We start from the raw sequence: 12,373 nt of genomic DNA on the forward strand, positions 1-12,373 counted from the left end.
GATTCTAGGAGAGACCGATGACCACAGAGCACGACAGCGCATGGCAATTCTGGGTCGACCGTGGCGGCACGTTTACCGACATCGTGGCGAAGGCGCCGGATGGCGGGCTCAAAACCCATAAGCTCTTGTCAGAAAACCCAGAAATCTACAAAGACGCGGCGGTGCATGGTATCCGCCAGCTGCTCGATCTGGCCGAGGGTGACGCGATTCCTAGAGGCGCGATCGATGCCGTAAAAATGGGCACAACGGTTGCAACCAATGCACTTTTGGAACGCAAGGGCGAGCGTACCGTGCTGCTAATCACCAAAGGGTTGCGCGATTTATTGCGGATTGGCTATCAGAACCGCCCAGCGCTTTTTGATCTCAATATTGTGTTGCCAGAGCTGCTCTATGATGAGGTGATCGAAGTTGAAGAGCGGCTGGATGCGGATGGCAATGTCATCACCGCGCTAGATGCCGAAGCGGCGCGGAGGGCGCTGGAATCGGCCCATGCGGCGGGGTTCCGGTCTGTCGCCATTGCGCTGATGCACAGCTACCGCTTCCCGGCACATGAGAAAACGCTAGGCGAGATTGCTGAGGAGATCGGCTTTTCGCAGATTTCACTGAGCCATGAGACCAGCCCGCTGATCAAGCTTGTGGGGCGTGGCGACACAGCTGTGGTAGATGCCTACCTCTCCCCTATCCTGCGCCGCTATGTGGATCAGGTGGCGACTGCGCTCGACACAGCCAAAGGTGGCTGTGAGCGGCTGCTCTTTATGCAATCCAACGGTGGTTTGACCGATGCACGGCTGTTTCAGGGGCGCGACGCGATCCTGTCTGGCCCAGCGGGCGGTGTTGTCGGCATGGTGCGCTCTGCGGCGGAGCTTGGATTTGACAAGCTGATCGGCTTTGACATGGGCGGCACATCGACAGATGTCTGCCACTACGCGGGCGAATATGAGCGTTCGTTTGAGACCGAGGTGGCCGGGGTGCGGATGCGCGCACCGATGATGTCGATCCACACGGTTGCGGCGGGCGGCGGCTCGATCCTGAGCTACCGTGATGGCCGTATGCAAGTGGGACCGGAAAGCGCAGGGGCCAATCCGGGGCCTTGCGCCTATCGTCGTGGCGGGCCGCTCACCGTGACAGACTGCAACGTGCTGCTCGGCAAATTGCAGCCCGACCATTTCCCGCATGTCTTTGGCCCGAACGGCGATCAGCCCTTGGATGTGGACGCTGTGCGCGTGAAGTTCGAAGCGCTGAAGGCGGAGATTGGCAGCGAGAAATCCGTGGAGGATCTCGCCGAAGGCTTCCTGCGGATTGCCGTGGAAAACATGGCCAATGCGATCAAGAAGATCTCGGTGCAGCGCGGCTATGACGTGACCAAATACACGATGAACTGCTTTGGCGGTGCGGGTGGGCAACATGCCTGTCTTGTGGCCGATGCGCTTGGCATGGAAAGCATCTTCATCCACCCGTTTGCGGGCGTTCTCTCTGCATTTGGCATGGGGCTTGCGGACATCCGCGCCATGCGGGAAAGCCAAGTGGCCTGCGCGCTTGATGCGCCAGAGGCCGCTGCGGCCTTGCAGGATCTCACCTGTGCGGCGCATGCCGAAGTGGCTGAGCAAGGGGTTGCGGATCAGGACATCACTGTCTCGCAAACTGCGCATATCCGCCCAAAAGGCGCACAGCAGAGCCTCACCGTAGCGTTCGGCACTCCCGAGACCATGCGGGACGACTTTATCACCGCCCACAAGCAACGCTTTGGCTTTGCGCCGGAGACCGATGATCTGATCATTGATGTGGTGGTGGCTGAGGCGATTGGCCAGACCGGCGAAGCGGTGACCATGCCAGACCCAGAGGGCACCGACAGCGCGGCCCCCAATGTGACGCTCTACACAGGCGGGCGTTTGCAAGAGGTGCCGCTGGTGGATCGCGCCACATTGGCGCTTGGGCAATCGGTGACCGGCCCTGCCATTCTGACAGAGCCAACCGGCACCAATATGATTGAAGACGGTTGGCAGGCGACCTGCGCCACCGGCGGCAATCTGGTGCTGAAGCGCATCGTGCCGCTGAAACGCTCGGAAGCGATTGGCACCTCGGTGGATCCGGTGATGCTGGAGGTGTTCAACAACCTCTTTATGTCGATTGCCGAGCAGATGGGCGCGACGCTTGCGAACACCGCTTATTCGGTCAACATCAAGGAGCGCTACGATTTCTCCTGCGCGATCTTTGATCAGAACGGTGATCTGGTGGCCAATGCGCCGCATGTGCCTGTGCATCTCGGCTCCATGTCGGAAAGCGTGCGCACGGTGCTGCGCGAGAATGCAGGCAAGATCCGCCCCGGCGATGTGTTCATGATGAACAACCCCTACAACGGCGGCACGCACCTGCCGGATGTGACGGTGATTACCCCGGTGTTTGACGCGGCGGGCGAGACCATCATCTACACCGTCGCTTCGCGCGGCCACCATGCCGATATTGGCGGCAAAACGCCGGGCTCCGCCCCGCCTGACAGCCGCCACATCGAAGAAGAAGGCATCGTGATCGACAACTTCCTTCTGGTGGATCAGGGCAGCCTGCGGGAGGCGGCCGCACGTGAGTTGCTCACGTCCGGGCGCTATCCCTGCCGGAACGTGAATGAAAACATGGCCGATCTGGCCGCGCAGATTGCGGCCAATGCCACTGGGGCCTCCGAGCTTACGAAGATAACCGGACAGTTTGGCCACTCCACCGTGCAGGCCTATATGGGCCACGTGCAGGACAATGCCGAAGAAAGCGTTCGGCAGGTGCTCGATGTGTTGAAAGACAGCGCGTTTTCCTACCCGCTGGACGGCGGTGCAAAGATCGAAGTCGCGATCAAAGTGGATAAGGAAAACCGCACCGCGACCATCGACTTCACCGGTACATCAGAACAAAGCGCGACGAACTACAACGCCCCGATGGCGATCTGCCGCGCGGTGGTGCTTTATGTCTTCCGCACGCTTGTAGGCAGCGACATCCCGATGAACGAAGGCTGCCTCAAGCCGCTGTCGCTCATTGTGCCGGAAGGCTCGATGATCAACCCGAAATTCCCGGCGGCGGTGATCTCCGGCAACACAGAGGTGAGCCAGGCGATTGCCGATACGCTGTATGGCGCGCTCGGGGTGATCGCGGGCAGTCAGGGCACGATGAACAACTTTGTTTATGGCAACGACACCTATCAGAACTACGAAACCATCTGTGGTGGCACCGGCGCGGGCGACGGGTTTGATGGCACAAGTGCGGTGCACAGCCATATGACCAACACGCGCATGACCGACCCGGAGGTGCTGGAAACCCGCTTCCCGGTGCGGGTGGAGGAATTTTCCATCCGGCATGGCTCTGGCGGTGAAGGCCGGTGGCAGGGTGGCGATGGCATCATACGGCGGCTGCGTTTCAATGAGCCGATGACCGTGACGGTGCTGTCCTCACACCGCGTGATCCCGCCCCATGGGACCGCAGGAGGTGGCACAGGGAAAGTGGGCCTCAACAGCGTGGTCCGCACCGATGGCAGCCAAGAAAAGCTCACCGGGAATGATCAGGCTGAACTGACCGCTGGCGATATCTTTGTGATGGAAACACCCGGTGGCGGCGGCTTCGGCGCTGCTTAAATCAAAAAAGAAGGGCCGCTTGGAGAGATCCCCAAGCGGCCCTTGTTCTTTGCAGCAAGAAGCCTTGTTAAGCGGCGGCGCGGCGGAGCAGGCAATCCTGCACGCGACCGGGATAATCGCTCACGATGCTGTCCACCCCGCATTCAATCATGCGGTTGATATCCGCCACCTCATTGACGGTCCATGTACCGACAACCAAGCCAAGGCCGTGGGCCTCCTCTACCAACTCGGCAGTCACATCCAGAAAATGCGGGCACCACATTTGGCCGCCGGCCTCCACGACCGCTTTGGGCAGGGACGGCGGAATTTCCTTCCAACGCGGCATCACAGTGCGGTCCACATTTTCACCCGGAAACCCTTTGGGCAGGTAAGACAGGTAGGAGGTCGGCATCTCCGGCGCTTGCGCGCGGGCCACATCGAGAATGCCCCAATCAAAGCTGTGCATCACCGTGCGCGCGACTACACCGGCGCGGCGCACCTCGGCAGCAACGGCGGCAACCATCTCTTCGCGTTCCTGCGCCATATCAAGCGCATCCGGATCTGTCTTCATTTCCAGCAACAGCGAGAGCGATGCGTTTTCAGGCTTGGCGGCAAAGGCCAGCACATCGGCCAGAGTGGGCGCTTTGGCTGACGGCAGTGTCGCCTGATCGGAAAATCGGCGGCCGTATTCTGTGTCTCGATTGGCGGCACCTACATTGCAGCCCTGCACTTCGGCCAGGGTCATCTCGGCCACGCGCGGCCCGGGATCGGGCAGCCAGAGGCCATCTGCGCCACGGGCCAAGGCGCCGTCCAGCGTGTGATTGTGTACCACAACCGGCACCCGGTCTTTGGTCATCACCACATCAAATTCAATCGACGCCACGCCGATCTGCTGGCAGAAGGCAAAGCCTTCCATGGTATTTTCCGGCAAAACCCCGCGCGCGCCGCGGTGCCCGGAAATCCGGGGCCCCGCCGCATCCGCGCGAAATCCATCTAGTTGCCCATATTGACGCATCACTCGATCCGCTTTTGCGTGTCCGGCGCAAAGAAGTGCATATTCTCCGGCGCCGCACCAAATTTCATTTCGGTGCCGGGTGCTGCCGTCACATGTCCGGGCAGACTCACCACCATTTCAGTGTCGGTACCTTTAAGTGCGCCATGTAACAATGTGTTGGCACCTAACTGTTCCATCAGTTGCACCTGTACCTCAATTGCACCGTCCTCTTGGGGCTCCAGATGCTCGGGCCGCACGCCCAGAACCACGTTGCCCTGCCCCTGAGCAACACCAAGCTGTGCTCCATTGGACAAAGTCGTCACCCCGTTCGCCACTTCGGCAGGTAGAAAATTCATTGCCGGGCTGCCGATAAAGCCAGCCACAAACATGGTTTCAGGGCGGTCATAGAGCTCAATCGGGGTGCCGAACTGTTCCACATAGCCGCCATTGAGCACCATCAGCCGATCCCCCAGTGTCATGGCTTCGACCTGATCGTGGGTCACATAGATCGAGGTCACGCCCAGCTTTTGCTGCAGCTTGCGGATCTCAAGGCGCATTTGCACGCGCAGCTTGGCGTCGAGATTGGACAGCGGCTCATCAAACAGGAAGACCTGCGGGTCGCGCACAATGGCACGCCCCATGGCCACGCGCTGGCGCTGACCACCGGACAGTTGGCGCGGTTTGCGCTCAAGATACGGGCGGATTTCAAGAATATCCGCGGCTTCCTCAACGCGGCGGTTGATTTCATCCTTGCTGATTTTGCGGATTTTCAGGCCATAAGCCATGTTCTCGCGCACCGACATATGCGGGTAAAGCGCGTAGTTCTGAAACACCATCGCGATGTCGCGATCTGCGGGTTCCAGCTCATTGACCACACGGTCGCCAATATGGATTTCCCCACCGGTCACGGTTTCCAGCCCCGCCACCATGCGCAGCAGAGTGGATTTGCCGCAGCCGGACGGGCCGACGATCACAACAAATTCGCCGTCCTCAATCTGTCCGTCGATGTGATGCAGCACCTCGGTGTCGCCATAGGCTTTCACAAGGTCTTTCAATGTAATGGATGCCATGGTCGTTTGCCTATTTGTCTGTCTCGGTCAGCCCTTGCACAAAGAGCTTCTGCATTGCGATCACCACAAACACCGGCGGGATCATCGCCAGTAGCGCGGTCATCATGATGATGTTCCATTGCGGGGATTGCTCTGCCGCCTCCAGCATCTGTTTGATGCTCATGACAATCGTGGTCATGTCGTTGTCTGTGGTGATCAGCAGCGGCCAGAGATACTGGTTCCAGCCGTAGATGAAGAGGATCACAAACAGCGCGGCAATGTTGGTGCGGCTGAGCGGGACGAGGATGTCGATGAAGAACCGCATCGGCCCCGCCCCGTCAATCCGCGCGCTTTCCAGCATCTCATCGGGGATCGTCAGAAACACCTGCCGGAACATGAAGGTCGCCGTGGCGGACGCAATCAGCGGCACGGTCAGGCCCCAGTAGCTATTGAGCATCCCCAGATTGGCCACCACCTCAAAGGTGGGCAGGATGCGCACTTCCACCGGCAGCATCAGGGTGATGAAGATCAGCCAGAAAAAGCCCATGCGGAAGGGGAATTTGAAGTAAACGATGGCGAAGGCCGACAAGAGCGAGATGACAATTTTGCCAAAGGCAATCATCAGCGCCATCGCCAGCGAGTTCAGCAGCATGCGCCAAACCGGGGCGGCTTCGGCGCTGGAGAGGCCAGAGCCAAAAAGCGTTGCCTTGAGGTTTTCAAGGAAATGCGTGCCCGGCAGCAGCGGGATTGGCGCTTGGGTCATGCGCACAGCGTCATGGGTGGCGGCCACAAAGGTGATCCAGATCGGCAGCGCCACAAGCACCACGCCAAAGATCAGGACCAGATGGCTGACCAGCGTCAGAATGGGACGATTTTCAACCATCAGTATTCGACCTTTCGCTCAACGTAGCGGAACTGGACCACGGTCATGGTGATGACGAGGAACATCAGGATCACCGACTGCGCCGCGGAACCGCCTAGATCGAGGCCCACAAAACCGTCGTTGAACACTTTGTAGACAAGGATTGTGGTGCTGTTGGCAGGCCCGCCCTGTGTGACGGCATGAATGATGCCAAAGGTGTCAAAGAAGGCGTAGACCGCGTTGATCACCAAGAGGAAAAAGGTCGTGGGCGAGATCAGGGGGAAGATCAAATCTTTGAACCGGCGCACCGGCCCTGCCCCATCAATCGCCGCTGCTTCGATCACCGAGCGCGGGATCGACTGCATAGCGGCGAGATAGAACAGGAAGTTGTAGGCGATCTGCTTCCACGCGGCGGCAAAGATCACCAGCATCATCGCATGGCTGCCTTTGAGGTAGTGGTTCCAATCCAGCCCCACCATATCCAGAAGGAACGGGAAAATGCCCAGCGTCGGGTTGAACATGAACACCCAAAGCGCGCCCGCCAGCACCGGGGCGACCGCATAGGGCCAGATCATGAGCGTCCGGTAGGCTGTTGCCCCGCGCACCACGCGATCGGCAAACGCCGCAAGGATCAGCGCAATCGACATCGACAAGATCGCCACCGCAGCCGAGAAAAACAGCGTGCGCCAGAATGTTGCGAGATACTGTTTGTCTTGAAACAAGATCTGGAAATTCTCAAACCAGACAAACTCTGTGGACAGCCCGAAAGCGTCCTCAATCAGGAACGACTGATAGATCGCCTGTGCGGCTGGCCAGATGAAAAAGACCAGCGTGATGATGATCTGCGGGGCCACCAGAAGGAAGGGCAGCGCAGAGGATGGGAAATGGACGCGTTTGAGCATGTCACCCCTGAAAACCTGTGGTCGTTTTGAACGACAAAAAACGCCCAGCAGCCATGAAAGACCACCAGGCGCCCGGAGTTAACCTTGATCAGTTGGCTGCACGCTCAAATTTGCGCAGCAGGGCATTGCCGCGTTCAGCCGCCGCGTCCAGCGCTTCTTGCGCGGTTTTGTCACCGGCCCAGAGCGCTTCCATCTCTTCGTTGATCACGTCGCGCACCTGCACGAAGTTGCCAAAGCGGATGCCGCGGGAATTGGCGGTCGGGGTGTTCAGGCTCAGCTGTTGAATGGCGGTGTCTGTGCCCGGGTTGTCCTGATAGAAGCCCTGCTCCTTGGACAGCTCGTAGGCGGCTGTGGTGATCGGCACATAGCCGGTTTCCTGATGCCACCATGCCTGCACCTCAGCAGAAGACAGATAGGTCATGAACTGCGCCAGACCTTTGTATTCATCCGCCTCATGGCCTGCGAGCGCCCAGAGCGTTGCACCGCCAATGATGGAGTTCTGCGGCGCGTCTGCGACGGAGGTGTCCAGCGGCAGCATGGTCTGGCCAAATTCAAAGCCCGCTTGAGATTTGATCGAGCCGTAGTAGGCGGAGGAGTTCATCCACATGCCGCACTCACCATTGGTGAACATCGGCAGGGAGTCACCGCGACGGCCGCCGTATTTGAACAGGTTGCCGTCTGACATTGCCGCGACATCGTCCAGGCGGGCCGCGACCTTGTCGTTGTTGAAGGTGAATTCGGTGTCAAAGCCGGCAAAGCCATTTTCTTTGGTGCCCATCTCAAGATCGTGCCATGCGGAGAAGTTCTCGATCATGACCCAGGATTGCCAGCCAAAGCTCACGCCGCAGTCCATGCCGCTGTCGACCAGCGCCTGAGAGGCGGCTTTCACATCATCCCAAGTTTTGGGTGCATCAACACCCGCCGCCTTCAAGGCATCGGCGTTGTACCACAGCACCGGTGTGGAGCTATTGAACGGCATCGACAGCAGTTCGCCTTCGGGCGTCTGGTAGTAGGAAATCACCGCAGGCAGATAGTCGGATTTGTCAAAGCCTTCGCCGGCATCCGCCATCATCTGCTCAATCGGGTAGATCGCGCCTTTTGCCGCCATCATGGTTGCAGTGCCCACTTCAAACACCTGCACCAGATGCGGATGCTCTTTGGCGCGGAAAGCCGCGACTGCCGCGGTCATCGTCTCGGTGTAGTTGCCTTTGTAGGTTGGCACCACTTTGTACTCAGACTGGCTGGCGTTGAAGTCTGCCGCCATCTTGTCGATGCGCTCGCCGTTGGCGCCGCCCATGGCATGCCACCACTGGATCTCGGTCTGGGCCATGCCCATTCCTGCCATCAGGCTCGCCAATGCCACGCCGGAAAATGCTGCTTTGGTAAAATTCATCTCTCTCGTCCCCTCACTGAACTGACCAAATTTCAGGCAAAGCATTCGAAAATAGATTAAATAATGCAAGTTAAACTTTTTAGACACAAACATAACTCAATGTTATATAAAGGCGATAAAACGATACAAACATAAGAAAAACCAAGGGTTCGGGTGCCGTGAAATTTCAGATGAGACAACTCGAAGCCTTCCGCGCGGTGGCGGAAAGCGGGTCAATTACCAAAGCTGCGGAGGCACTTGGCGTCTCTCAACCGGCAGTGAGTCGGCTTATGTCGGATTTTTCCAAGTCGGTCGGCTTTGAGCTTTTTCACCGGCGGCGCGGGGTGCTCGAGCCCACCAGCGACTCCCGCTATTTGCTGGCAGAGGTGACCCGCATTCTGGACCGGCTTGATCATCTGGATGATCTGCGCCGCGACATTGCCGAGCGGAAAACGGGGCATATCCGCATTGCTTGCCTTCCCGGGTTTGCGACCAGCCATCTGCCCGGCGTGCTTGTGGATTTTCTCAGCGATCGCCCCGGTGTGACCGTCACCTTGGAGCCGGATCGCCCTGAACGCATTCTGGAGTGGATCATCGGGGAGCAATATGACTGTGGCATCACCGACGGGTTTGCCGGGCATCCGGCGACGGAGGCCACCGATATTTCCATCCGCTCTGTACTGATCATGCCAGAAGGTCACCCGCTGACCGTCAAGCAGGTGATCACGCCCAGCGACATTCGGGATGAGAAGCTGATCCACTCGCGCCGCGACAGCCCATTCTTTCGCCGGGTAGAGCGCGCCTTTGCCGATCATGGCGAGCAGCTCAAATCCTGGATCGAAGTGCGCCAGTTCACCGCTGCCTGCACCATTGTCAGCCAGGGTCATGGTGTGTCGATTGTCAGCGCCTTGGACGCGGAGCAATATCGCAACAAGGGTTTGACCATCCGGCCTTTTTCGCCACAGATCGACCACCGGCTGACCATTCTGCGCCCGGTGACCGCCAATGCCTCGCCGCTGGTTTTTGATTTTATCAAAGCCTTCACAGACAGCCTTGTGCCATTCATGGCCGCAGGTCCGGACGCACCGGGATAAAGGCCTCAACGGGCTCCTGAAAATTACCATTTCCGGCCATTAAGGCACGCTAAATGGCCGGAAAAATCAAGGACGCTACGTTTTCAAGAACAGCGCTTTCATCCGTCGCGCCTCCCATGGTTCTTATGCACCAAATCAGGATCGTAGGAGATAGAGGAGGCTTCTCATGAAAACAGCCATCACCGAAATGTTGGGGATTGAACACCCGATCATTCAGGGCGGGATGCACTATGTCGGCTTTGCCGAGATGGCGGCAGCGGTTTCCAACGCAGGTGGGCTTGGCACCATCACCGGCCTCACCCAGAAAACACCGGCAGATCTGGCCAATGAAATTGCCCGCTGCAAGGACATGACGGACAAGCCGATTGCGGTGAACGTGACCTTCCTGCCAACCGTCAACGCACCGGATTATCCCGCGCTCATCAAAGCCATCATCGACGGCGGCGTGACCGTGGTGGAAACCGCAGGCCGCAACCCTGCGCAGGTGATGCCTTATCTCAAAGACGCGGGCATCAAAGTGATCCACAAATGCACCTCTGTGCGCCACGCGCTGAAGGCGCAGGAGATTGGCTGTGACGCGGTCTCCGTGGACGGGTTTGAATGCGGTGGTCACCCGGGCGAAGATGACATCCCCAACATGATCCTGCTGCCGCGTGCCGCAGATGAGCTGGAGATCCCCTTTGTGGCCTCCGGTGGTCAGGCAGACGGCCGCTCGCTGGTGGCTTCGCTGGCGCTAGGTGCCGCAGGGATCAACCTCGGCACCCGTTTCGTGGCCACTCAGGACGCCCCTGTGCATCAGAACGTCAAAGACGCGTTGGTCGCTGCTACAGAGCTTGACACCCGTCTCGTCATGCGCCCGTTGCGCAACACCGAGCGTGTGCTGACCAACAAGGCGGTGGAGCGTGTTCTCACCAAAGAGAAAGAAAAAGGTGACGCGATCCAGTTTGACGACATCATTGATGAGGTCGCAGGCGTCTATCCGCGTGTTATGCAGGATGGCGAAATGGATGCGGGCGCATGGTCCTGTGGCATGGTCGCGGGCCTGATCAACGACATCCCGACCTGCGAGGAGCTGATTTCGCGCATCATGCGGGAAGCTGACGAAATCATCAATCAGCGCCTTGTTGGCTTCAGTAAAGCGTAAGGGGACCTAAAATGACCGATACAACCACACCAGAAAACGGCGTTCTCACCGCGCAGCTAGGCCAAGTGATGCGCATCACCATGACCGCGCCGGGCAAGAAAAACGCCATCGACAAAGACATGTACCTTGGTCTGGCCGACGCCTTCAACGCGGCCGCAGCCAACTCCGAGATCCGTGCGGTCTGGCTGCGCGGCGCAGACAATGATTTCACCAGCGGCAATGTGGTCTCTGGCTTTGATCAGACCGCCAAGGGCGACAATCCTCCGGTGGCGGCCTTCCTGAAGGCGCTGATCGAGTTCCCGAAACCGATCGTTGCAGAGGTCGAAGGCGTCGCAATCGGCATTGGCGCCACCATGCTGATGCATTGTGATCTGATCTATGTGGCCGAGGGCGCCCGTTTCCGCCTGCCTTTTGTCAACCTCGGTCTGGTGCCAGAAGCCGGTGCGAGCTACGTGCTGCCACGTCTGATGGGACAAGCCAAAGCGGCGGAACTGCTGCTGTTGGGGCGCATGTTTGACGCCGACGAAGCGCTGCGCGCGGGTTTGATCAATCAGGTACTGCCTGCGTCCGATCTGGTGGCCACGGTTGAGGCGACGCTCAAAGCCCTGTGCGAACAGCCGCCTGAAGCCATGCGCCTGACCAAGGCGTTCCTGCGTCGTGATCTGGAAGGCACCCTTTGGGACCGCGTCAGCAACGAGCTGTCGGATTTTGCCGCCGGTCTGGACAAGGACGAATTCAAAGAGGCCTACGCAGCCTTCACCGAAAAGCGCAAACCGGTCTTCAAATAAGACAAGAAAGCCGATGCAAGGACCTCCCTGCATCGGCTTTTTCAATTGCCAAAATCTGTGAAAACTCAGACCAGCTTGGCCCCTTCCGGCACGGTCACGGCGTAGTCGGTTTTGAAAATCTCTGGCATCTTCACAGGGCGGCCTGTGGTCAAATTGGTGCTGACATAATCAGACTGCGCCCGCAGGATGGTTTTTTGATCGCTCAGGCGCACCACCTGAAACAGTCGGCTGCAGCGCAAGCGCCCATCGTTTGACAGGATCCAGTTAAACACCACGACGTCGTCATCCAGAAAGGCTGACGACAGGTATTTGATCTCATGGCGCACAGCCGCCATGCCGCGCTCCATCTTCAGACACACGTCTTCTGTCAACCCAACCGCGCGCGTGTGCTCCCAAACGGTGGCATCCAGCCACTTCAGGTAGACCGCATTGTTGACGTGGTGAAACCCGTCCAGATCCTCTTTGGTGACCTGAAACCGCTTCCAGTAAGAGTTTGGAAAATCAGCGAGGTTTTCGATCTCTTGATCCGTCATGTGCACCGCTCACGTTGGCTTGGGAAGGAGGATTTTGAGACACCC

Annotated in this window: 10 protein-coding genes; 4 read left to right on the top strand and 6 right to left on the bottom strand. The window is 58.7% G+C overall.

Annotation, left to right across the window (positions count from 1 at the left end; genetic code table 11):
* Positions 1-17 precede the first annotated feature (17 nt).
* The gene (locus J7400_RS07865) at positions 18-3,611 is read left to right on the top strand and encodes a hydantoinase B/oxoprolinase family protein (RefSeq protein ID WP_209061658.1); all 3,594 of its coding nucleotides are present in this window, start codon (positions 18-20) and stop codon (positions 3,609-3,611) included.
* Positions 3,612-3,678: 67 nt separating this feature from the next.
* Here the strand turns inward: J7400_RS07865 and J7400_RS07870 are convergent, their stop codons facing one another.
* From J7400_RS07870 to ugpB, 5 genes are all read right to left on the bottom strand, one after another.
* Positions 3,679-4,605 carry a glycerophosphodiester phosphodiesterase family protein gene (locus J7400_RS07870; protein ID WP_209061660.1) on the bottom strand — a complete coding sequence of 309 codons (927 nt, stop codon included), beginning with the start codon at positions 4,603-4,605 and terminating at the stop codon, positions 3,679-3,681.
* Positions 4,605-5,654, bottom strand: a complete 1,050-nt coding sequence (locus J7400_RS07875; RefSeq protein ID WP_209061662.1) for a sn-glycerol-3-phosphate import ATP-binding protein UgpC — start codon at positions 5,652-5,654, stop codon at positions 4,605-4,607. The genes J7400_RS07870 and J7400_RS07875 overlap by 1 nt, the downstream gene beginning before the upstream one ends.
* A 10-nt stretch (positions 5,655-5,664) precedes the next feature.
* The gene (ugpE, locus tag J7400_RS07880) at positions 5,665-6,516 is read right to left on the bottom strand and encodes a sn-glycerol-3-phosphate ABC transporter permease UgpE (protein ID WP_209061664.1); all 852 of its coding nucleotides are present in this window, start codon (positions 6,514-6,516) and stop codon (positions 5,665-5,667) included.
* Positions 6,516-7,397 (bottom strand): sn-glycerol-3-phosphate ABC transporter permease UgpA, encoded by an 882-nt coding sequence (ugpA, locus tag J7400_RS07885; RefSeq protein ID WP_209061666.1) that lies wholly within the window; start codon positions 7,395-7,397, stop codon positions 6,516-6,518. Before ugpA ends, ugpE begins: the two co-directional genes overlap by 1 nt.
* A gap of 88 nt (positions 7,398-7,485) precedes the next feature.
* Complete coding sequence (gene ugpB, locus J7400_RS07890) at positions 7,486-8,790, bottom strand: sn-glycerol-3-phosphate ABC transporter substrate-binding protein UgpB (protein ID WP_209061668.1); 1,305 nt, start codon at positions 8,788-8,790, stop codon at positions 7,486-7,488.
* Between the two features lie 158 nt (positions 8,791-8,948).
* Here ugpB and J7400_RS07895 point away from each other — a divergent pair, with 158 nt between their 5' ends.
* From J7400_RS07895 to J7400_RS07905, 3 genes are all read left to right on the top strand, one after another.
* Entirely contained in the window at positions 8,949-9,863 is a 915-nt protein-coding gene (locus tag J7400_RS07895; protein ID WP_209061670.1) for a LysR substrate-binding domain-containing protein, read from the top strand.
* 166 nt (positions 9,864-10,029) lie between these two features.
* A complete protein-coding gene (locus J7400_RS07900; RefSeq protein ID WP_209061672.1) occupies positions 10,030-11,007 on the top strand; it encodes a nitronate monooxygenase family protein in 978 nt (325 codons plus the stop codon).
* Between the two features lie 11 nt (positions 11,008-11,018).
* Positions 11,019-11,795 (top strand): enoyl-CoA hydratase-related protein, encoded by a 777-nt coding sequence (locus tag J7400_RS07905; RefSeq protein WP_209061674.1) that lies wholly within the window; start codon positions 11,019-11,021, stop codon positions 11,793-11,795.
* Positions 11,796-11,860: 65 nt separating this feature from the next.
* Here the strand turns inward: J7400_RS07905 and J7400_RS07910 are convergent, their stop codons facing one another.
* Positions 11,861-12,328, bottom strand: coding sequence for a thioesterase family protein (locus J7400_RS07910; protein WP_209061676.1), 468 nt, complete (start codon positions 12,326-12,328; stop codon positions 11,861-11,863).
* Positions 12,329-12,373: the final 45 nt, after the last annotated feature.

Origin of the sequence: Shimia sp. R9_2 (genome assembly GCF_017743735.1) — a bacterium.
In the GTDB taxonomy this organism is placed as follows: Bacteria; Pseudomonadota; Alphaproteobacteria; order Rhodobacterales; family Rhodobacteraceae; genus Shimia.

Bases quoted from the DNA above. Each gene is read 5' to 3' on its own strand.
- J7400_RS07865 (WP_209061658.1), top strand. From the start codon at position 18: ATGACCACAGAGCACGACAGCGCATGGCAATTCTGGGTCGACCGTGGC.
- J7400_RS07870 (WP_209061660.1), bottom strand. From the start codon at position 4,605: ATGCGTCAATATGGGCAACTAGATGGATTTCGCGCGGATGCGGCGGGG.
- J7400_RS07875 (WP_209061662.1), bottom strand. From the start codon at position 5,654: ATGGCATCCATTACATTGAAAGACCTTGTGAAAGCCTATGGCGACACC.
- ugpE (WP_209061664.1), bottom strand. From the start codon at position 6,516: ATGGTTGAAAATCGTCCCATTCTGACGCTGGTCAGCCATCTGGTCCTG.
- ugpA (WP_209061666.1), bottom strand. From the start codon at position 7,397: ATGCTCAAACGCGTCCATTTCCCATCCTCTGCGCTGCCCTTCCTTCTG.
- ugpB (WP_209061668.1), bottom strand. From the start codon at position 8,790: ATGAATTTTACCAAAGCAGCATTTTCCGGCGTGGCATTGGCGAGCCTG.
- J7400_RS07900 (WP_209061672.1), top strand. From the start codon at position 10,030: ATGAAAACAGCCATCACCGAAATGTTGGGGATTGAACACCCGATCATT.
- J7400_RS07905 (WP_209061674.1), top strand. From the start codon at position 11,019: ATGACCGATACAACCACACCAGAAAACGGCGTTCTCACCGCGCAGCTA.
- J7400_RS07910 (WP_209061676.1), bottom strand. From the start codon at position 12,328: ATGACGGATCAAGAGATCGAAAACCTCGCTGATTTTCCAAACTCTTAC.